The sequence below is a fragment of the Geminocystis sp. M7585_C2015_104 genome, from assembly GCA_015295805.1.
In the GTDB taxonomy this organism is placed as follows: Bacteria; Cyanobacteriota; Cyanobacteriia; order Cyanobacteriales; family Cyanobacteriaceae; genus DVEF01.
Genome location: DVEF01000081.1, coordinates 17445 through 38979, shown reverse-complemented (window position 1 = coordinate 38979; position 21535 = coordinate 17445). Strand labels below are relative to the sequence as shown.

23 protein-coding genes and 2 pseudogenes are annotated in these 21535 nt (G+C 45.3%); 15 read left to right on the top strand and 10 right to left on the bottom strand.

Features of this window, described 5'->3' with window-relative positions:
• The 5 genes from IGQ44_09865 to IGQ44_09845 form a co-directional block, all read right to left on the bottom strand.
• Positions 1-215 (bottom strand): elongation factor G (locus IGQ44_09865; protein HIK38279.1); only part of this gene is annotated, 215 nt, incomplete at its 3' end.
• 258 nt (positions 216-473) lie between these two features.
• On the bottom strand, positions 474-1685 hold the full coding sequence (locus tag IGQ44_09860) for an LptF/LptG family permease (GenBank protein HIK38278.1): 1212 nt from the start codon (positions 1683-1685) through the stop codon (positions 474-476).
• Positions 1686-1694: 9 nt separating this feature from the next.
• Entirely contained in the window at positions 1695-2423 is a 729-nt protein-coding gene (lptB, locus tag IGQ44_09855) for an LPS export ABC transporter ATP-binding protein (GenBank protein HIK38277.1), read from the bottom strand.
• Positions 2424-2444: 21 nt separating this feature from the next.
• Entirely contained in the window at positions 2445-2849 is a 405-nt protein-coding gene (gene lptC, locus IGQ44_09850) for an LPS export ABC transporter periplasmic protein LptC (protein ID HIK38276.1), read from the bottom strand.
• Between the two features lie 137 nt (positions 2850-2986).
• The gene (locus IGQ44_09845) at positions 2987-3604 is read right to left on the bottom strand and encodes a PAP/fibrillin family protein (protein ID HIK38275.1); all 618 of its coding nucleotides are present in this window, start codon (positions 3602-3604) and stop codon (positions 2987-2989) included.
• A gap of 60 nt (positions 3605-3664) precedes the next feature.
• On the opposite strand from IGQ44_09845, the gene IGQ44_09840 reads away from it, so the two are divergent.
• The 3 genes from IGQ44_09840 (at position 3665) to IGQ44_09830 (ending at position 5725) form a co-directional block, all read left to right on the top strand.
• Positions 3665-3937: a DUF3134 family protein gene (locus tag IGQ44_09840; protein HIK38274.1), complete on the top strand. Its 273-nt coding sequence runs from the start codon at positions 3665-3667 to the stop codon at positions 3935-3937.
• 136 nt (positions 3938-4073) lie between these two features.
• On the top strand, positions 4074-5060 hold the full coding sequence (locus IGQ44_09835) for a saccharopine dehydrogenase-like oxidoreductase (protein HIK38273.1): 987 nt from the start codon (positions 4074-4076) through the stop codon (positions 5058-5060).
• A 311-nt stretch (positions 5061-5371) separates the two neighbouring features.
• The gene (locus IGQ44_09830; GenBank protein HIK38272.1) at positions 5372-5725 is read left to right on the top strand and encodes a winged helix-turn-helix transcriptional regulator; all 354 of its coding nucleotides are present in this window, start codon (positions 5372-5374) and stop codon (positions 5723-5725) included.
• Between the two features lie 23 nt (positions 5726-5748).
• On the opposite strand, the gene IGQ44_09825 is transcribed toward IGQ44_09830, so the two are convergent.
• Positions 5749-6246 carry a thermonuclease family protein gene (locus IGQ44_09825; protein HIK38271.1) on the bottom strand — a complete coding sequence of 166 codons (498 nt, stop codon included), beginning with the start codon at positions 6244-6246 and terminating at the stop codon, positions 5749-5751.
• Between the two features lie 68 nt (positions 6247-6314).
• The gene (locus IGQ44_09820; GenBank protein HIK38270.1) at positions 6315-6683 is read right to left on the bottom strand and encodes a 2Fe-2S iron-sulfur cluster binding domain-containing protein; all 369 of its coding nucleotides are present in this window, start codon (positions 6681-6683) and stop codon (positions 6315-6317) included.
• 235 nt (positions 6684-6918) lie between these two features.
• Between IGQ44_09820 and IGQ44_09815 the strand changes: the two genes are divergently transcribed.
• From IGQ44_09815 to IGQ44_09805, 3 genes and pseudogenes are all read left to right on the top strand, one after another.
• Positions 6919-7134 (top strand): hypothetical protein, encoded by a 216-nt coding sequence (locus tag IGQ44_09815; protein ID HIK38269.1) that lies wholly within the window; start codon positions 6919-6921, stop codon positions 7132-7134.
• A gap of 7 nt (positions 7135-7141) precedes the next feature.
• Positions 7142-7712: pseudogene (locus tag IGQ44_09810) on the top strand (heterodisulfide reductase).
• A gap of 56 nt (positions 7713-7768) precedes the next feature.
• Positions 7769-8438: pseudogene (locus IGQ44_09805) on the top strand (disulfide reductase).
• A gap of 70 nt (positions 8439-8508) precedes the next feature.
• Here the strand turns inward: IGQ44_09805 and sufB are convergent.
• The gene (gene sufB, locus IGQ44_09800) at positions 8509-9948 is read right to left on the bottom strand and encodes a Fe-S cluster assembly protein SufB (protein HIK38268.1); all 1440 of its coding nucleotides are present in this window, start codon (positions 9946-9948) and stop codon (positions 8509-8511) included.
• Between the two features lie 177 nt (positions 9949-10125).
• Between sufB and IGQ44_09795 the strand changes: the two genes are divergently transcribed.
• The 6 genes from IGQ44_09795 (at position 10126) to fabF (ending at position 17143) form a co-directional block, all read left to right on the top strand.
• Complete coding sequence (locus IGQ44_09795) at positions 10126-11070, top strand: spermidine synthase (protein HIK38267.1); 945 nt, start codon at positions 10126-10128, stop codon at positions 11068-11070.
• 427 nt (positions 11071-11497) lie between these two features.
• A complete protein-coding gene (locus IGQ44_09790) occupies positions 11498-12361 on the top strand; it encodes a ferredoxin:protochlorophyllide reductase (ATP-dependent) iron-sulfur ATP-binding protein (protein ID HIK38266.1) in 864 nt (287 codons plus the stop codon).
• Positions 12362-13005: 644 nt separating this feature from the next.
• Positions 13006-14391, top strand: coding sequence for a ferredoxin:protochlorophyllide reductase (ATP-dependent) subunit N (locus tag IGQ44_09785; protein ID HIK38265.1), 1386 nt, complete (start codon positions 13006-13008; stop codon positions 14389-14391).
• A 277-nt stretch (positions 14392-14668) separates the two neighbouring features.
• Positions 14669-15370 (top strand): hypothetical protein, encoded by a 702-nt coding sequence (locus IGQ44_09780; GenBank protein ID HIK38264.1) that lies wholly within the window; start codon positions 14669-14671, stop codon positions 15368-15370.
• A gap of 145 nt (positions 15371-15515) precedes the next feature.
• A complete protein-coding gene (acpP, locus tag IGQ44_09775; GenBank protein HIK38263.1) occupies positions 15516-15764 on the top strand; it encodes an acyl carrier protein in 249 nt (82 codons plus the stop codon).
• Positions 15765-15892: 128 nt separating this feature from the next.
• Positions 15893-17143, top strand: a complete 1251-nt coding sequence (fabF, locus tag IGQ44_09770) for a beta-ketoacyl-ACP synthase II (GenBank protein ID HIK38262.1) — start codon at positions 15893-15895, stop codon at positions 17141-17143.
• 29 nt (positions 17144-17172) lie between these two features.
• On the opposite strand, the gene IGQ44_09765 is transcribed toward fabF, so the two are convergent.
• Together IGQ44_09765 and IGQ44_09760 are read right to left on the bottom strand one after the other, a co-directional pair.
• A complete protein-coding gene (locus IGQ44_09765; protein HIK38261.1) occupies positions 17173-17766 on the bottom strand; it encodes a DUF3177 family protein in 594 nt (197 codons plus the stop codon).
• Positions 17767-17875: 109 nt separating this feature from the next.
• A complete protein-coding gene (locus IGQ44_09760) occupies positions 17876-18100 on the bottom strand; it encodes a Calvin cycle protein CP12 (GenBank protein HIK38260.1) in 225 nt (74 codons plus the stop codon).
• Between the two features lie 1506 nt (positions 18101-19606).
• Between IGQ44_09760 and IGQ44_09755 the strand changes: the two genes are divergently transcribed.
• The 3 genes from IGQ44_09755 to IGQ44_09745 all read left to right on the top strand — a co-directional run bounded on the left by IGQ44_09755 (position 19607) and on the right by IGQ44_09745 (position 20881).
• Complete coding sequence (locus tag IGQ44_09755) at positions 19607-19858, top strand: hypothetical protein (GenBank protein ID HIK38259.1); 252 nt, start codon at positions 19607-19609, stop codon at positions 19856-19858.
• 559 nt (positions 19859-20417) lie between these two features.
• Complete coding sequence (locus IGQ44_09750) at positions 20418-20666, top strand: hypothetical protein (protein ID HIK38258.1); 249 nt, start codon at positions 20418-20420, stop codon at positions 20664-20666.
• A 56-nt stretch (positions 20667-20722) separates the two neighbouring features.
• Complete coding sequence (locus tag IGQ44_09745; protein ID HIK38257.1) at positions 20723-20881, top strand: hypothetical protein; 159 nt, start codon at positions 20723-20725, stop codon at positions 20879-20881.
• Positions 20882-21535: the final 654 nt, after the last annotated feature.

Genomic DNA, 21535 nt, shown 5'->3' with positions numbered 1-21535 from the left:
GCACAGGATACCTCTACACTCATTAGATGGCTTTTCGCCTCTGGACTGCTGTCTCCTACGGTGTTTCCCTCCTCCACAGTCCCCTTTCTAGTTATAGCTTTTGTAACATATAAAATGCTCTCCAGTAACGTCGTTTTTCCACTGGCATAAGGCCCTACAATTGCCACATTCCTGAACCCGGTTGTCCCTGCCTGTTGACGCGAACTATTCCCCATAAATTTTCACTCCTTTTCTCCTATTGTTAGAAACAACCCTGTCTAGAGAACAAATAATCTTCTTCTCTTTATTTCCCTTTAATTCTTTTTTTTTCTTATTCTTACACTAGCCCATTTTTCATGTTCCTTGCCAGTTTATTTCACTTATCTTAAACATGTATATTTCTGTGAATTTTATAGGCGAAATATTAAGATATGTAAAAAAAAATAACAGTGTGAAACAATAAATAAACCAAGACGAGAAAGGACAAGAAATAACTAATTAGCAGAGCGAGTGAGTAACAAAATACCAGCAATAAAACCAAAAATGTTGGGTAACCAAGCCGCCATGAGAGGAGTAAGAATCCCCCAGATGCCCATGGATTCACTAATAAAGGAAAAGAGATAGTAGCCAAAAATCAAAAGGACACAGACGCCAAAACTAGTAGCCCTACTAGTGTGTTGCGGGCGCACCCCTAAAGCGGCGCCAATTAAAGCAAAAACGACACAGACAAAGGGAAGAGCGATTTTATTGTGGATTTTTACCAAAAGTTTCCTGATTTCCCTCTCGTTGCCTTCCAGTTTCAGAATTTTAAGATATTCCCGTGCTTGACGGATACTCATTTCATCATAACCGGGGGGGCGTTGAGCTAAATCAAGAGGTGCACGGGACAAGGCTAGCTGTTGGTGTTCAAAACGAATTATATTCCGATAGGCTCCATCAGGGGAGATAAGATAAACAGTACCATGGAAAAAATCCCAAACATTGTCCTTGATATTCCAAGTGGCACTTCTGGCAGTCACAATTTGATTTAACCCCTCCCGCGAAAGATCCAAAATGGTGAGGTTTTTCATCTCCCTGCCATTGAACTCCTGGGCATAGAATAGTCTTTCCAACACCGAGTGACGACTACCATCGGGGGCTTGTACTGTCTTATACTCAGGGTATAGTATGTTTCGTTCCCGGAAAGTGGGTTTGACCCGGTTTAGAGCCCTTTGAAGAGTGAGAGTGGCCTCTCGGTTGGCGGAGGGGGTGACTAAATCGTTTATAACAAATGTAATTCCTGTTACTACAAGACTTAGAACCACAGCAGGCACCACCAGACGATAAACGCTAACCCCGATACTGCGAAGGGCAATAATTTCACTATCACTGGAGAGACGACTGTAGGCCATAAGAGTGGCCAACAACACGGACATGGGAAAGGCCAGGGCAATGAATCCCGGTAGCCGCAATAAAAGAATCTTCCCTGCCACCGTCAAAGGGAGTCCCGATTCCGTTACCCTTCTGATTAATTCAAATAGGGTTCCAATAGACAACCCTAGGGAGGTAAATAAGCCAACACCAAACAAAAAAGGTAACAACAGTTCGGTGGTAATATACCGATCCATTATGGAGACCAAAGAAAAACCCAAATATGACCCTTTTCTGTTGGCAGTAAACCCATCTCTCACTAACCCCCTCCCTCGGCTGCCTTTTGTTCTGTCCATCAGCATCAGTTACAATTGGAAATTATCTCCTAGGTAATATTGTCTGACTAGGGGATTGTTGTAAAGTTCTTCGGCGGTGCCAGCGGCGAGGATTTGCCCTTCTCTCATGATATAAGAGCGTCCGGTAATAGCTAGGGTTTCCCTCACGTTGTGATCTGTAATAAGAATGCCCATGCCTCTGTTTCTAAGACGGGCGATAATTTCTTGAATCTCAGATACGGCAATGGGATCAACGCCGGCAAAGGGCTCATCCAGAAGCAGGAATTTAGGCCCATTCTTCCCCACCGCCAGGGCCCTAGCCAATTCCGTTCGACGTCTTTCTCCCCCGGAAACCTGAAACCCCAAGGTGTCAGCCACTTTCTCCAGGCGAAACTCTGCCAACAACTGCTCCAAACGCATTTGCCGCCATCTCCCCGGGGGATTGGTTTGTTCCAACACTAACAAAATGTTCTCCCTTACCGTGAGATTTCGGAAGATACTGGGTTGTTGGGTTAAATAGCCTATCCCTAGTCTTGCCCTCTGGTGCAAAGGCAATTTAGTAATATCTTTGTCATCCAGATACACATGTCCCTCGTCCGGTTTGATGAGGCCGGTGGTAATATAAAAGGTAGTAGTTTTGCCAGCACCGTTTGGCCCCAACAACCCTACTATTTCCCCCTGGGATATCCTCAGACTCACTCGGTTGACAACGCACCTTCTCTGATAATACTTGTGTATATTTTGCAGCTTCAATTCCATGGACAAGGAAGACCTTATGGGCTATTTGGAGGTATTATCCTCTATCAGATAAACTGATTCTACTTGTTGTTGTTTCTTGGGGGTGGCAATAAAACGCCCCTCGTCTATGAGATAAGTCATGGTTTCTGCCCTAATGGTATTGCCATTCTGGATTACGTAGACGTTACCCGTTAGCACCAAACGTCTTTCTTTACTGAAGTATTGTGCTTGGGCAGAAGTGGCCTGAATGTTGCGGGCGGGGTAACTTATATAGACATTGCCCCTGGCAGTGATGACTCCTGTTTCCGAGTTGGCTTCTTGAATGTCAGCCCGCAGTGTCAACGCCTGTCTGGGAGCAGTGCCCGATTTGGGAGTGCTCTGGGCCACTGCCTCAGTCCTGAGGGGAATTATACCCCCCACCACAGGCCAACCTAAAGAAACCAACATCAGCAACAGGGTATGGTATTTCCTCTTAATACTCATACTACAGCTCATAGTTACACCACCCGTCTGGAATATACTGGTTTCACTTCTATGATAGCCCCAGGACGGATGAGGACAAAGAATAGTGCCCTCCGCATCCCTTAACTGCCCACCTTTTCCAGGATGAAAACATTGCCTTGATTGCCTCTACTAATCCTCAAGTTTTCATCCAAATAGGTGACCTCCAGCCAGCCACCACTTTTATTCTCTTGCCAAAAGGGCCACCAACCTTCACCCCAATTCAAGTCGAGGGCTACCGGGAACAAACACCCCTTTTGGATTCTCTCAATTAGCCCCTGGGGGGAAGAGTATCCCACCACTGATTTCCAACCGACAATCCCTCGTTGAAAATAAACATTGAATCTCTTCTCGGAAACCGCCTCTGCCCTTGCCCCCGCCGCCACAAATCCGTCCAGAAAGGGTGGTCCTACAATCTCCGCCAGGTTGTATAACATCTTGTTCTCAGTATCAATATACTGGAACACCCCCCCCAGCCTGGCTAAGGGCAACTCGTTTAGTCTCAAAATCCCCTTGTTAGTGGTGTAAAGTAGACGCCACATGCCTTTGAGTAACTCAGGGTGGGAAAGAGGAGCGATGGTGGGATTATGGTCTTCCAACTGTTCCACGGCAGTCAGAATTCTGACCTTGTCCTTTTCCGTTGCCTCTATCCCCCGATTCTTACCGGCAATGGCCTCCAAAAGCTCTCTTTTGTGACTCATCATGTTGTTTTATTCTAGCACATGCTATAATCGTTAACTGCCCCTATTACTGGTACAGCTATGGATAACCCGGCCCTCCGTCGAGAGAGACTCCATGAGCCTGCTGCTATAATACCTCCAAAGCAAGAAGGTTCCATTTTGGATTGGTTGAAAGCCAACAATCGTATTATCTACCGGGAAAAGGATGAAGACAGAGACTTTGAGCCAGAAGAGCTCCTCTTAGAAGACGAGGAGATTAGCGAATTGCTAGAAAGTGAGGGATTTGACCTAGACGAGGAAGACTTTGAAGACTTGGAATTGGGAGAAGAGGAGGAGCCCGATTTGCTCCTTTAAACTTTTGTAAACCATTTCGGGAGGGATTTAACCCCCCTTCTTCCTTGACTGTACCCCACATTGTTCTATAAATTTATACATTACCACAAGGGACTCCCCCACTGGGCCTTTTTAGCACTGCTACTTACGAATATATATGGAAAAACCGATAAGAGTAGGTGTTTTAGGATTTGGTGGTTTGGGGCAAGCCTGTGCCAGAATTCTCCAACTCAAATCAGAAATGCGTCTGGTGGCAGTGGCAGACAAAAAGGGCTATGCCTACAATCCAGAAGGTTTAGATGCCGATGACTTGATTGCCACCTACCACAACCAGGGAAGTGTTAGTCATTTACCTAACTGGGGTGTTGCCAGTAGTCAGAGTATCACCGACTTGATTGCCAACGCCGGGGTGGATGGTTATTTTCTCGCCCTCCCCAATCTCCCCAATACCTTCATGGCTGACACTGCCCGTCAGTTTATTCAGTCTGGTTGGCAGGGAGTACTGGTGGACGCACTCAAACGCACCAGCGCCGTTGAGCAACTTTTGGGCCTACAGGAAGACTTACAAAGAGCTCGTATTACCTATCTCACAGGATGTGGTGCCACCCCAGGCTTGTTGACAGCGGCAGCGGCCCTGGCAGCCCAGAGTTTTACAGAAATTCATAACATTAAAATTACCTTCGGTGTGGGCATTGCTAACTGGGAAGCCTATCGCGCCACCATCCGAGAAGACATAGCCCATCTACCCGGTTTTGATGTGGAAAAAGCAAGGGCAATGACAGATGAAGAGGTGGCGGCCTTGTTGGACAAAACTAATGGCATCCTTACCCTAGAAAACATGGAGCATGCCGATGATATCATCCTAGAGTTGGCAGGAGTTTGTCATCGCTCTCAGGTAACTGTGGGGGGTATCGTTGACACCCGCAACCCCAAAAAGCCCATCAGCACCAATGTTAAAATCACCGGACGCACCTTTGAGGGCAAAATCTCCACCCATACCTTTATTCTAGGGGATGAAACCAGTATGGCCGCTAACGTGTGTGGCCCCGCCTTTGGTTATCTCAAAACTGGTATCAAGTTGCATCAAAGGGGCATTTATGGTTTATTCACCCCTGCAGAGGTGATGCCCTCCTTTGTCCGTTAAAATCTAATAATCCTAGATGACATTAGCTCGATAAACGCCCCGGGACTAGCTGGGTCAGTTTGTAACCGCGTTTACAACTAACCGGGTTTACAACTAATGGGTTTACAATTGGGCTTATAATCAGATGCTAAGATGATAACCAGTAGCAATAACTAGAAGGCTCAAACCCTCAGGGTTAGGCCCCTGGAAAAGGCCCCAGGGCGGGGTGGACGGTTCACTTGCAAAAAACAACCAACTTGGGAGATAATGGAGCTAAAATTGGATTATTCCCCTTTTGTATTTGTCCGTTGCCCACATTGCCATTAAATTCCATGCCCAAAGCTAAACCCGTACCTCCGGAAGTCTTGGAACAAGTAGCGGAGTATTTTAACATTCTCAGCAATCCCATGCGGTTGCAGATTCTCAATCTTTTGGGGGAGGGGGAAAAATGTGTTCAGGAGTTGGTAGAAGCCACCAAAACCAGTCAGGCTAATGTGTCCAAGCACCTGAAAATCATGCTACAGGCTGGCATCATCAACCGTCGTCCCGAGGGCACTTCCGCCTACTACTACATCGAGGATTCTCTTATCTTCGACTTGTCTCATCTGGTGTGTAATCACCTAGCAGACAAGATTGAAAAACAGGCCCTCAAGTTTCGCAACCTCTCCCTTGCCAAAAAGAAATAACACTCCACCCTCCCCTGTTTTACTTACCTTTGACTACTAAACCCGGTATCCCAGATGCCCTTTTCCATTACACGGGCGTAGTTTTGGGCGTTTAATAGTAGTTGGTCATACTGGCCAAGAGTATAATCCAGGGAGACAACAGCCCAGCCTTCCTCTAGCATCTTCTCATTTAGCATTTGCCCATTATACCAAACATAGCCGCGCCCAAATTTTTCTTTGTGATTGAAATCTGCCTCCACTGTTACCCTTACAGAGTCCAAGGTATGGCGAGAATTGTCCGTCAGCAGTAGGAATAGAAATTGCTGTGCCTCTTTTTTCTGGGAGGGGGGGAGGGAGGGGGGGATTTTTATCCCCTCCAAACGCAGACGATACAGACTTCCACCTACCACAACGTCCAAAGACTGGCCACTGACAACTCTCTTCACCCCTGCCACTTGACTATTGGGGAGTATGGGCTTTGACTGACAACTTATCAGTGGTAGTTGACTGGCCAGTATGATAGAAAGAATGACCCTTTTCACAATTGTTTCAGCTACAAAAACTAGCTACAAAAAACTGTTAGAGACGCCTCCTGACACTTCTTTAGTGGTCAGTCGTCGTCGAGGGGTAAACCAAAACGCACCCTGCCTCTGGCGAAATAACGCCCGAACTGTAGTTCGTAAACCTCGTCCTCATCTTGGGTTTCCACTACCAAGTCTGAACGGGGATAAGAGACACACAACAGGGCATAACCCTTTTTCTGTAATTCCACAGACAATCCCATGGCCTCTGGCTGATATACCTCCCCTTCCAAAATTCTCACCGCACAGGTGGTACAGGCTCCATTTCTACAAGAAAAAGGCGGGAACACGTTCTGTTTCTCCGCTGTCTGCAAAATGTACTGATCCTCCGGCACTTCTACTGTTTGGATTTGATTGGTTTGGCGATTGTGAATGGTTACCTTATAAACCTTTGTCATTGCTTATAGCTTAATTTTTCTCCCTTTTTACGATTATATCCTTCCCCTGTCCCAAAATCTGGTCACTGTTGTGGCATAAGCCCCCGCAACTTGTGCCCTTCTGGAAAACCGCGGCCATACTGCCAGCAGTGTTTACAAGAAACTATCTAGTTGGAAAGAAACCCACCCCGACTGTGATTTCATCCTAACCAACTGTCCCGGTTGTACGGCCTTCCAGGATTCCGAACAGGCCACCATGAAGGAGGTATTGATGGACTATGCCCAGCCTACTGGCCTGTTGCTGGGTTATTATCTCCTCAAAGATTGCGGGTTTAATGCCAGAGTAGTACCCACTGAGCCCCTGTTAGACAAAATAGGTATTCTCTACGACGAGTTAAAAATACCAGAAGGGCTGAGTTTTCTGATGCAAAAGGCCAAGGGGGTGGAGACTAAAGTCCCCACTTTAGTATGAGGTGTCTATTGTGGTAACCACTAGGAGTAAGAGAAAATTTGTCTTCGGACTGAGACCCGATCGCCTTCTGGACAACAACAGGATGAATTCCCAGTTCATGGAACAGGTAGTGAGTGCGGTAAATGTAATAAAATTGTATTATTTTGCCATTAAAATTTAAACCCCCCATAGTCTGGTGTTGGTGGTGCAACGGGGAGAATGGGAGGGGGTTATCAAGAGCAACACCCTTTGGCTATGTTTTCAATACATTTGTTTTACAAAATTCCCTAGGAAAGTTCGTCCTTCAGATGTGATTGAAGCGGTGAAAGCCATTGCCATCAAACAGGGGATTGAAAACGACGCCACTGGCTTGCTAAGGTGTTTGTGGAGGTGGTGCAAGGGGCATTCTCTTTGAGCCGTGGCTAATTCACAGGTATGCCGGCTGGGAGAGGGTTTTCCAACAAGTACCCCTGGGGATAAAACTGGCCCTCAGGGGCGAAATTCCCCCCTTTCCAGAAACCGTCAAAAATCCCCAACAGTTCAGTCAAGCCATAGAAAAAGCAAAATCGGAAAAAGCAAAATCACGTCCACAACCGTAACTAGATAAGCCTACTGTCCTGGCTGTGGCCTTCACGCCAGCGTAAAGGAATTTGACATCCCTACCCGTGTCGTCCCCAAATAGGAGTTGAGCTAAAAAAATTACAAGATTGATCCTGTTGTGGGGGCTAGCCGCTGGTGTCTCCCCGTAACCCTTGCCCAGCTAGCCCGCTGTTTTGGGTGTTACAATAAGTCTGCCCGTGCTCTGAAGGCCCTAAAAGGGGCTATACGTCTCCGCCTACAACATCCCTGTCAGAAACGTAGTGGACGTCCTAGCCAATGACTTGTGGGAGCTCCTGACTGGTAGAATCAGAAAACCCCTCAAAGGTATAAAGGTAGCCTGTTATTATGGCTGTCTGTTAACCCGCCCAGTGGACATCACTGGTTGGGACTTTCCCGGAAGTGGTAGACTTCCGCGGCAAAACCAAATGTTATGGCGGAGCTATTTCGATTTTCCAAGAGGATTCTGGCGTTACAGTTGACCAAACGAATTTTGAATGAGGCCAAGGCAAAAGGGGCAGACTGTATTGTTTTAGCCTGTCCCCCTTGTGACAGTTACCTAGAATTAAGAAAAGCGGACAGAAAAGAAATATAATAATGAATAAATATAACCCGCCCATTGTTTAGGTCACCGAAATGGTGGGCTTGGCCTTAGGATTATCCCTCCGTCAACTAGGGGTGATAAACAAATAGTCCCCACCGGGCCATTATTGGCCAAAATCCGCTAGCAAATTAACCCTATTTATTTACAGGTTTATTCACAGGGGCCCCCCTCTGGGTGAGGGCCTGTTTTACTGTTTAGCCGACAGTGCCTTCCAGCTTCAAACCGAGGAGTTTATCGGCCTCAGCGGCGAATTCCATGGGCAGTTTGTTCAACACATCCTTACAGAAACCACTCACCAACATGGAAACCGCATCCTCTTCAGAAATGCCCCTTTGGGCGAAGTAGAAGAGTTGATCTTCCCCGATTTTAGAGGTAGAAGCCTCATGTTCCACCTTGGCGGTATTGTTTTCCACCTGTATATAGGGGAAGGTATTAGCTTCTGCCTCGTCGCCAATCAACATAGAATCGCATTGGGAGTAGTTACGGGCCCCCACGGCATTTTTAGTGATTTTGACTAACCCCCGGTAGCTATTTTTCGACTTGCCGGCGGAAATCCCCTTGGAAATGATGGTGCTACGGGTGTTTTTACCGATGTGGATCATTTTGGTTCCCGTATCAGCCTGTTGTCTGTTATTGGTGAGGGCGATGGAGTAGAATTCCCCTACCGAGTTGTCACCGGCAAGAATACAACTGGGATACTTCCAGGTAATAGCTGAGCCAGTTTCCACCTGGGTCCAGGATATTTTAGAGTTAACCCCCTTACACAGTCCCCGTTTGGTAACAAAATTGTAAATACCACCCTTACCGTTTTCATCGCCGGCATACCAGTTTTGCACAGTGGAGTATTTAATTTCAGCGTTGTCTAGGGCAATTAGTTCTACCACTGCAGCATGTAACTGGTTGCTGTCATACATGGGGGCAGTACACCCCTCCAGATAGCTAACATAAGAGCCCTCGTCAGCTATAATCAGGGTGCGTTCAAACTGTCCCGTTTCGCCGTTGTTGATGCGGAAATAGGTAGACAATTCCATGGGGCATTTTACACCCTTAGGAATATACACAAAAGAGCCATCGCTAAATACTGCCGAGTTGAGGGCAGCAAAATAGTTGTCGGCAATGGGCACCACAGTCCCTAGGTATTTTTTCACCAATTCCGGGTGTTCTTGTATCGCCTCAGACATGGAACAGAAAATAACCCCCACCTCTGCCAATTTCTCCTTGAAGGTGGTAGCTATAGAAACGCTGTCAAAGATAGCATCCACTGCCACATTGGCCAGCCTTTTTTGTTCCGACAGAGGTATCCCCAATTTCTCGAAGGTTTCTAATAGGGCCGGATCCACTTCATCCAGACTGTTTAGCCTTTTCTTGTTCTGTTTAGGGGCACTGTAGTAAACAATATTCTGGTAGTCAATGGGGGGATAAGTCACGTGAGCCCATTTTGGTTCCTCCATTTTCAGCCATTGACGATATGCCCTCAGACGGAATTCCAACATGAATTCGGGCTCGTTCTTCTTGGCAGAAATTAGTCTGATAATATCCTCATTGAGGCCTTTGGGAATAGTATCCGACTCTATCGGGGTAACGAATCCATACTTGTAGGGTTGATTTACTAGTGCTTTTACAGTAGCGCTCATATTGAATTGTCGTTGTGACCTTTCTCCTTAGTTTAACAACAATTTTGTTGCTAAAGTCCATTTTACTGTCTTTTGCCACTTTTGTGGTTCATTGAGCAAATATTGTTGTGGTGGCAACGATAGGAAATTTGAGTTATAATGGGGGTTTGCACTAATTTGAGGAGGTGGAAGACAACTATGGCGGGAGCACATTTGGGGGCCGACGTCTGGTTAACTGAATACATTACGCCCTATGACATGTATGTTCACGGCCTGACCAAAATCTTGGCTTACAAGAAAACCCCCTATCAAGAAATGTACGTTGTAGAAACTGGTGCTTACGGAAAGGCCCTAGTGTTGGACGGCAAATGGCAATCTTCTGTGGGGGATGAATTCATTTACCATGAGGCGTTGGTGCACCCAGCTATGGTTAGCCACCCCAATCCCGAAAATGTGTTGATTCTGGGAGGAGGCGAGGGAGCAACCACAAGGGAAGTCTTCCGTTGGCATAGCGTCAAGAAGGCAATGATGGTGGATATTGACGGTGATGTGGTAGAAGCCTGTCGTCAATTCCTCCCAGAGATGCACCAGGGCTCCTTTGATGATCCCCGTCTGCAGCTGGTTATTGGCGATGCCTTTGAGGTAATTGACAACAGTGGTGCCGAGTGGGACATTATCATCTCCGACTTGTCTGATCCTATCGAAGAAGGACCCTCTTTTCAACTGTTTACCAAAGAGTATTTTGAGCGCCTCAAAAGAATTCTCCGAGACGACAAAGGTATTGTAGTTATTCAAGCAGGACCAGTTTCTCCCGCCGACGTACACCTCCACGCCCGTCTGTTCAACACCCTCAAAACTGTCTTTACCCATGTTCACTCCTATTTCGCCCCAACTTGTACTTATGGTTCCCCTTGGGGGTTTATTCTCGCCTCCGAAACCGCCATTGACTCTCGTCCTGACCCCGAGGAGATAGACAGAATACTACAGGAGAAAACCAAGGGAGGATTTCGCACCTTTGACGGCACTGCTTTGCTGGGGATGTTAAACACTCCCGGTTACATCCGCAAGAAAATTGCCACCGAAACCCAAATTTACACCCTAGAGAATCCTCCTATATTTTTCGGCCAAGGAGTAAAAAAATAGGGTACTATATAATTATAGTCTGTTAGTCTAGACCTTCATATATTGCCCCCGACGGGGCTTTTTTTATTGTCTCCCGGTGCAAAATTGTTGCAATAATTTACATTGGCTAATCATTCTCCTTTTTGTTTTCCTGGATTTTTTCCATAATTGACCATAAAGCCTTCAAAAGCCTCTAAAGTGTACCATTTATCTTTTTAGCTTTTTTTTTATTTAAACTTTTGCTATTGTGCCAAATTACCATGTACTAGAACACAAAACTGGAAAAAAAGGCAAAATATCGCATTTATATCCGAATAGGCCTAATATAAACGCATTTTAGCTTCATTTAACGAGCGGAGAAACAATAGCTACTTCTTTTAATCTTTGCGCCCCCGTTAAATTGTGTCAAATTGATAAATAGTACAAATGCAACTAGGGAGAAAAAACTATGACACTGACACTAGCCGTTTATGGCAAGGGGGGCATCGGAAAATCCACTACAAGTTGCAATATATCAGTAGCGCTAGCTAAAAGGGGGAAGAGAGTATTACAGATAGGTTGCGATCCAAAACACGATAGTACATTCACCTTGACTGGTTTCCTTATTCCCACTATAATTGACACCCTTCAGGAAAGAAACTTCCACTATGAGGACATTTGGCCGGAAGACGTGATATACAAGGGCTACGCGGGGGTAGACTGTGTGGAGGCGGGAGGGCCACCGGCAGGGGCAGGTTGTGGTGGCTATGTAGTAGGGGAAACCGTCAAGTTGTTGAAGGAATTAAACGCCTTTGACGAGTATGACGTGATTCTCTTCGACGTGTTGGGCGACGTGGTATGTGGTGGATTTGCTGCACCTTTAAACTATGCCAATTATTGCGTCATTGTGACAGACAACGGCTTTGATGCCCTGTTTGCCGCCAATCGTATTGCTGCCTCCGTAAGGGAAAAGGCGCGCACCCATCCCCTTCGTCTTTTGGGTTTAATTGGTAATCGCACCTCCAAACGGGATTTGATAGACAAGTATGTCTCCCATGTGCCCATGCCGGTTTTGGAAGTCTTACCCCTCATTGAGGACATACGTATTTCCAGGGTTAAAGGCAAGACTTTGTTTGAAATGGCAGAAAATGATCCCTCTCTGAATTACGTTTGTCAGTACTACCTAAATATTGCTGACCAGATTTTGGCACAACCGGAAGGCGTCATTCCCAAGGAAGCCTCTGACAGGGAATTATTTGCCCTTCTTTCCGACTACTATCTCAATCCCCCCAAACCACAACCACAAGAGGAATTGGAACTAATGATGGTTTGAAATTACATCTGTTAATTCCTCTTTGCTTGCCACCAGTTTACGATAAATTTTTACCATCAAAGGGGGGTAAACCTAAAACACTTTCGGGATATTCACACTAATTTCCGAGCCCCAACTAAGGAAAAACTCCTTCAATTCTGGGAAAAAAATGAGTACCTGATATTCTGTTTTGGGTAAAAGGGATGGATTCAACAAAGTTTCATTCTTGGCCTTGTGACTGCCCTTTGCCCGGAGGAAACTTGCCAAGGCTTAGAATTTCTTAAATACCCCCCACAAGCCCGTATTGGGGAGGTGAATCCCTCTAATTTTCCAAACTTGTTACTAGTAGCAAATCTCGCTCCAATTGAGGAGCTAGAAAAAAGAAGAAAACAGGGATATGAATGGTATAGCGAAAACATACCAGATTATAACTTCATCTTGAGGGTTTTGACCTTTTCGTATCCGGATTTGTATCCAGAGGGGGGGTGAAATTTTACCTGACCCACGTGACAAAAGGTGGTGGCAGGACCTTAGATGCTATCCCTTTTTTGGATTTAAATTTCTACACCCTCCAGGCAATGGAAGGGCGCCGGGGACAAAGGGAAACAAAACGGGCTGCTTGACCAAATTGTACTGCTTATTCGCCATAATAAGGAGGTAAAGTCATGACTTATATATCAGAAAAAAACATCGATGATGCCATAAATTTTCAGTGCGACACTGGAAATTATCACACCTTTTGCCCCATCAGTTGTGTGGCCTGGTTGTATCAAAAAATAGAAGACAGTTTCTTCCTAGTAATTGGCACAAAAACCTGTGGTTATTTCCTTCAAAATGCCATGGGAGTAATGATTTTCGCTGAACCCCGTTACGCCATGGCAGAATTGGAAGAAGGAGACATCTCCGCCCAACTGAACGATTATAACGAGTTAAAACGCATCTGTGAACAAATCAAACGGGACCGTAATCCAAGTGTAATCGTATGGATCGGGACATGTACTACAGAGATTATCAAAATGGACTTAGAGGGAATAGCCCCTAAGTTGGAACAGGAAATAGGTATACCAATTGTAGTAGCTCGTGCTAACGGATTAGACTATGCCTTCACCCAGGGGGAGGATACTGTATTAGCAGCCATGGTGAATCGTTGCCCCAGGGAGTCAGAGATAAAACAAGAAAAAAGGCATAATCCCCTATTACAACTGCTTAACTTTGGGAAAAAACCAGAAGAGGCCGACAGTCAGTATCACCCCCATCCTCCCCTAGTGTTGTTCGGTTCGGTGCCGGACCCGGTTGTCACTAATCTTACCCTAGAATTGAAAAAACAAGGGATAAGAGTAGATGGCTGGCTGCCAGCAAAACGCTATACAGAATTGCCGGTGATTGATGAGGGTTATTATGTGGTGGGGGTAAATCCCTTCCTCAGTCGCACCGCTACCACCCTAATGCGTCGTCGTAAGTGTAAACTAATTAATGCTCCCTTCCCCATTGGCCCAGATGGTACTAGAGCTTGGATTGAAAAAATCTGTGGCGTATTTGGCATCCAACCCAGAGGTTTAGAGGAAAGAGAAGCCCAAAGCTGGGCCTCTGTGCAGGACTATATTGACCTGGTTAAGGGCAAAACTGTATTCTTTATGGGGGATAACCTGTTAGAAATATCTCTAGCCCGTTTCCTCACCCGCTGTGGCATGAGAGTACTAGAAATTGGCATCCCCTACATGGATAAACGCTATCAAAAGGCAGAATTGGAGTTGCTGGTGCGCACCTGTGAGGAAATGGGAGTGCCTGTGCCGCCTATCGTGGAAAAACCGGACAATTACAGTCAAATTCAGAGAATCAAACAGTTAAAGCCAGATTTGGTCATCACAGGAATGGCTCATGCCAACCCCCTAGAGGCAAGGGGCATCAACACTAAGTGGTCAGTGGAATTCACCTTTGCCCAAATTCACGGCTTTACCAACGCCCGGGATATATTGGAACTAGTTACCCGCCCCCTTCGTCGTAATGCCCGTCTCCTTGAGCTGGGTTGGACTTCCCTGGTACAGGAGTAGACATTAAAAGCTCAGCTCCCAACTCTTGTGCTATTGTGTTTATATTGGTTTGGCATGTGGCAAGGACTTTAACCCATTGACAGGAGTACTTACCACATGCCAGGGGAGTCTTTTTTTCATCCAGGGTGCTATGAAAACAAAATCATCTCAAGGCTATTTTACTTTTCTTGTGTGGGGGTTCTCTTTTTTTCCACTATTTTTGTCATACAAAGATGCACAGGCACAGGGGATAGCAATAAATGTAGACCCCTATAATTCCAGCGCAGAGGTGCCGGGGATGGACCTTTTAAGAGGCGCAAATGCCCCCATTCCCCCACTGCCAAAGCCAGATAATGCTCCTCCCGGGGTAGACGTGTATTATATCAGAGAGAACAACACACCCAAGCCAGCAGCAGTGGGAGGTAATCCGGTATCCAGTCATCAGAGTTTGCCACCCGTACCCCCCTTAAAAGAGCCCTACATTCTGCCACAACCCCTTACAGAACAAACCTCTGGCAGTGTGTCCCCCTTTGACATCACCCCCGCGGATATTACACCACCATCTCAAAGGGTCTCCAGTCCCAGTAGTATCGCCATACAAATAATTCCACCACCCTTAGAGACACCCCCTGCCCCAACAAGCCCTAACCCAACGAGTGAAACCCCAAGACGCCGGAGTCTAAAGGAAATCCTTGTTTTCTCCGAACCCCCTGACATGGAGACTATTGCCAGAAATTATCAGATTACAACAAGTGACAAAAAAAATAATAAATCAGCCCCGGCATCAAAACCAGAGACGACTGCTACATATAGGGTGTTGGTGAGGGCAATTAGTGGGCAAGAGGAGAAAACCCTCAAAAACCTGTACCCGGAAGCCTTTAGAACAAACCATCAGGGGCAAACCTTTTGGCAAATAGGCCGTTTTAGCAGCTACCCCAACGCCCAACAGGCCGCCAAGGCGGTAGCACGGGCGGGTCTCAAATTTCTCATTGTACCCTAAAATTTTCGGTGCAATTTTGCGATATTATTGTTCAATGATTGTCTAAGAAAATGTAAACTGAAAAACAGTCAAATCGTCTGCCCCTCCTTTTGGCGGCCGACAAATCACTATTACCATAGACCAAAGACAGTGTGGACAGAAGAATATGAATCAGGAGATATTTGAAAAGGTAGTAGACATAGTAGCCGAACAATTAGATGTAGACAAGGGAAAAATAACTCCCGAGGCCGATTTTGTGAATGACCTGGACGCCGATTCCCTAGACGTAGTGGAATTAGTAATGGCCTTAGAAGAGGCATTCGACATCGAAATTTCCGATGAGGAGGCGGAAAAAATCAAGACAGTGGGCCAGGCAGTGGAACACATTGAAAGTAAAATCACTGCCAAGGCTTAGTTGGTGAGTGAAGTTGGGGGAGAATATGAACCGAACCGCATTCAGTTTATCGGTTCACCCCTTAATATATATTAATAACTTATACTTCTGCTAGCCATGGCAGATTTTAGTTTTTATATGACAAAACTATGACTTATTGGGAAAAGAAAAGAGTTGTTGTGACAGGGTTGGCGGCTATAACCCCCATTGGTAACAACCTAAAGGAATACTGGGAAGGGTTGGTGAGTGGGCGCAACGGCATCGCCAAAATTACCGCCTTTGATGCCAGTGATTTCTCCTGTCAGTTTGCCGGCGAGGTGAAAAATTTTGACCCCCTAGACTACATGGAGAAGAAAGATGCCAAGCGGATGGCTCGTTTCTCCCATTTCGCCGTCGCCTGTAGCAAAATGGCCCTGGAAGACGCGGGGTTGAAGATTACAGAGGCCAATGCTGAACAGGTTGGGGTGGTGATTGGCACTGGTATCGGCGGGCTGGCTATCATGGAGGAACAACACAAGGTACTACTGGAAAAAGGGCCCAGTCGCATTACTCCTTTCCTAGTGCCTACCATGATTTGTAACATGGCGGCCGGCTTAACTGCTATTCACACTGGGGCTAAAGGGCCAAATTCCTGTTCAGTCACCGCCTGTGCAGCAGGAGCTAATGCCATTGGCGATGCCTTCCGCCTCATCCAGGGGGGTTATGCCCAGGTGATGATTTGCGGTGGCACAGAGGCGGCTATTACCCCCCTGGGGGTGGGAGGTTTCGCTGCCGCCAAGGCTCTTTCCACCCGCAATGACAGCCCAGAAACCGCCTGTCGCCCCTTTGATCGCGACAGAGACGGCTTTGTTATGGGGGAGGGCTGTGGCATCCTCATCTTAGAAGAAAGAGAACATGCCCTAGCCAGGGGCGCCCGCATCTACGCAGAAATGGTGGGTTATGGTATGACGTGTGACGCATATCATATGACAGCTCCAGGACCAGAAGGAATTGGCGCCAGCCGTGCCATGACTCTTGCCCTTAAAGATGCCGGCATAACTCCAGAAGAGGTTTCCTACATCAACGCCCATGGCACAAGCACCCCCGCCAATGATGTCACTGAAACCAGAGCCATTAAACGCGCTTTAGGGGAACACGCCTACAACGTGGCCATCAGTTCCACCAAATCCATGACAGGACACCTATTGGGGGGCTCAGGGGGAGTAGAGGCCGTAGCCACCGTTTTGGCTATCGCCCACGATCTGGTGCCCCCCACCATCAATCTCGAAAATCCAGATCCAGAGTGCGATTTGGACTACGTCCCCCACAAACCCCGTCACATGACTGTCAACGTCGCCCTCTCCAACTCTTTTGGTTTTGGTGGTCACAACGTCACCCTGGCCTTCCGTAAACATCAGTAACACACAGGAAGATATTGTAATATAACAATTTACTGGTCTAATGCAATCCTTCCTTGTTTAATCAAACGGAAGGTCAAAAAATAGGCAAAGGAAATGAGATAGATAATTAGCCCCATCATCCCCAAAAAGCCCAGAAAGCCAGTGGTAGCCGTGGGGTGGAACCAGGCTTTGTAGTGCCATGGAGCCTCCAGCCACAGTCGGCACATTTTATCCTCCCTCGCGTCTTCCAGAAACCCACACCGGAGAAAGGGGATAAAGCCAATAGCCGAGGCAATCCCATAAAAGGTTACCGCCCAGCGCCAGGAGGTGATTGCCAACTGCAGCCTACTCTTTGGCAAATCCCGAATCTCGTCATTGATGTCCACCCAAAACCAAAGGGAGATGACTATCAAGATATGCCCCGCAAACCAGGCTAGATAACCCACTTCCCACACCGGGATTAACAGATAAATGGCGATGGCCAACAGACTTGACACCCGCCAATATATCCCCAGCAGCCGTTGAATTGAAGGGTATGGTGTCTTTATACTCCAAAAAGACAAAACCAACGGCAAAATCAAACAAACTACTACAAATAACTTATAGTTAGTCCAAATCAGTGCCTTTGTTAACGCCTCTCCCATGACTGACAATAACCCCCCACTGGGGGGGAAAAACTCCACTCAAGTATGCAGGGCGAAAAAGCCGATATTGGCATCGCCTCGCTATTTTTTATTACAATTAAACTACATTCTAGTCATCATATATGCGACACTCTACCGCGTCGGGATTCTCCTCGCAGTATTTTTCCAGCGAAGTCTTATGTTCCTCTTTTACCCGCTGGTGCGCCGCCTCTGCCTGCAATTCCTCTACTGCATCCCAAGCGGCTGCACATTCAGCACTTGTACTGTTGGGATTTTCGCACACTTCCCTAGCGTGTTTGATTTCCTCTTGGATTCTTTCCTCTAAGTTTTCCAAATTGCCCATAACTGTTAGTCCCTCTTATATTGTCTAATTGCCATGCTTATTGCTTTTTTCCAACCCCATGTCCCCTTTAGGGGAACCGTGTTAGACTAGGAGCAGACACCTCAAATCGTTGTCTTAGCTCCCTCTCTCTAGTTTAGCAAAGTCCTCCCCAAAAATAACTTTTTTTTCACCTCTCCCCTTGTTTCCTCCTTCTCCCTCCTCCTTTCTCAAGATTTTCCCATTTCCGCCCCACGAGGTTCAAGATTATTTACTCCATAACACTGGCAGTTTTTTTTGTTTTTTTTCCCTGAAACTATTAAGCGTATAAAAAATACCTTTTTATTGTTCCCTCAGCCTGATTTAACTTAACTGGCTTATATTCTCCTTGAAGATAACCAAGGCGAATAGCATATAAATATGCCGTATAAAAAATGGGACAAAATAGATGCTATTTCTAGGGTTTTAATAGCCATTTATATCCTCTTAAATCGGATTATTGTTTAGGCTATATTCTAACTTCATAAACCAGCTAATTGTTGCCTCGCCATGGCCGCACCCTCGTATTATATCTTAACAAATATGCAAAATAAAATGGTAAAAATATTGGTAATACCTATTAAATTATACCCTATTGCCCTTTTAAAATGCAGTGAATTTAAGCAATAATTGTTTACATAAATAATCTCAAACCATAGGTATAAACCTAAAGTACACCGCCCCTTTGCTGATTGATGGAAAATAATCATAAGCAGGATTCTAACAGGGAATGGTTAGTTTAGAACAAAAATAATTGCGGTGATTGCCATCAGCCTAGCCATCAGCCTAAAAGACCAATATGCCAATCTAAATTCTTCCTAAACCGGTAGACGGTGGTAATGGGATTGCTTGTGGTTTCTTATGAGAAACAATCGCTTTTAATATCCACACCCGCCCCTCAAACAAGGAGCATTTTCTTTCAGATAATCCTATCAAATCTACAAGATGCACCAGAAAAATGATTCTAATATTGCTAGATAATTGTTATTCCAAGATAAAATAATAGGTTTGGAGCCTGACAATGGGGTATAAATAACAATAGGGCATAAATAAAAAACCAGAGGGATGGAAACTTGAGGCACTACAAACAAAAGTAGCAATTTTTTTTTCAATAATACTGCCAGTTAAACTCTTCCGGTTATTATAGGGCGTATTGGGGTGTGGCTTATTGTCCCTTAGTTTAAATTATCTCCCAGTTTGGTCCTATAAGCATAATTGCGCCAGTTTCGTTTTTTTTTTTGAGTCACAAATCCAGTCAGCCAATGCCTGCCAGTCTCCAATAATTTAAACGGTTTGCGGCAGATGTATTCCATAAATTGCGAAATACCCTTACTGGGATTAGTTTCCCGCCCAAATCTTGCCAGAAAATCCTAAAACTTTAAAGACAGAAAACCAACAGAAAACAAAAATTATTGTCACTTCTGGTATAATACCTGTTACTCCCAGCCAAAGGGGGGCAGAAAAACAATCTCGGACGCCCCAATGGACGAAATTTATGAAGACTTAGTGAATATGTATATTCTCCCGGCAGCCGTAAAACAGACAACCCTTCAATACCATTTTCCTTACCATTCTTCTAGTTTGGAGAAGTACTATTTATCTGCAAAGATTACTGAAAGAAAGCAAAGATTACTGAAAAACCTAATCAGCAATACCATACAATACAACCATTTCGGCAGCAAGGTAAAACTAACTCTAAAACAAAAATATCCCCGGGTAATTATGGGGGTATAAGATACTGGCATTAGTATCCCCAAGATTTAAAGTATCTTTTCCCCTTTCATTTAGCAAGGATAAAAAGCAAAACGAAACGAAAGAAAAGTGGTTTAACATTGGCTACCGCCGCCAAAAAAATTGTCAAATAAAATGGTGCTAATATTCTCGTTAAAAGTAAACCATACATCCCCCTATCCGGATAAAAATCCAGACAAAAATCTCATATTTTGTTTTCAAGTCATTCCCCCATCTTTTTTTCCTTTCTTCCTGCATCATCTGTCACCATTTGTTATCTCTCTATGGCTGTTTATCAGTCGGGCATTAATATCTCTCCAGCTATGTCTTGTTATGCCTAGACAGATAAGGCAGGCATCCAGACATAGGATTAGTATTTTTTTTTTTTTAGTTTTAGGATGTCTTTTGTGTTTCTGCCAGTAGCGGCTAAACAAGATTTTCCGTCATGTCATCTGCCTCTAGCATTTCTCCACCGGTATTCAAGCCAATAACCGGGGATTTACTTATTTCCAGGCTACTTTTTGTGGTGTTTTACCGGTAGACTGGATTTCAAACCACGGCAATGCGGAGATTTGAGAGGAAAGGCTGTTTCCTTGCTGTTATCTTTTATCTTTTTAGCCTCCAGATAAGACTGGTGGGTTTTAAGCCATCTTTCCCCTTATATTGGCATCCCTTTGGCATCCAGAAGAGAATTCCAAGTCACCTATTCAGACAATCCCTTTTATCTCCTAATGGCATCGGGTGGGATGGCATCCGGGTGGGATACCAGTATTTTTTGGGATATTTTTGTCTGCCATTAGCGGCTGAATAACAATAAAATCAGCCTTTCGTTAGACTGTTTTTCTCATCCTCACCTCTGCAGGTTTTTTGGGCATTGGGCATTGGTTGTCTGCTACAGTTTTAGATGAAGGCGACTATAGTGTTTCAGGCTATTATCTGTTGCCTCCCAGCGGAAATCCAGATAAGAATATAGTGGGTGTTTTTCAGACTATTCTCTTTGTGGTTTTATTACCCAATGACGTCTAGATAGCAAATTCAGCTGTTATTCTACCCATTGTCATCTGTCAGTCGCCAGATACTTCCGTAACTCAAATAATCAAATAAGGAGATGACAAGTGGGTTTTAGGCTATTGTTTCCCATTTTAAGGTCTTATTAGGAGCTTATTTATTTAAGACATTATTTGTTATTCTCTAATAGCCGCTGCTGAGTGGGTTGGCTGTTTTCTCGTCATCTACCACTGCTATCCACACAAGAATGCTATGTAATGATATTTAGGCTACTTTTTGTCTTGTCTGACTTGCATCTAGACAATGATTTTGAGTTATCCCCTATTATCTCTCATTAACACCGAGACAAGACTGGGTAGTATGTTTTAAACCATACCTTTTTTTCACCAGTAACCAGAAAAACGAGGGTTGTATGTTGCCGACACCCAGGCTAGGATTATAAGGATTATAAACCGTTTCCTGTCACCTTTTGTTATCTAGGGGGGATTTGAAGCCACTTCCCATCATACACAGCATTTTGTCATACGCAGCATTCAGGTAACAATTGTAGGCTATCCCCCCTCGGTGACATCTAGTCTAGACAACAAGCATGATTTAGTATGTGTTTTCGGTTATCCCCTTGTCACCCGTTGGCATCTAGACAAAAAGTATTAGTGTCTTTTATTCATCTCA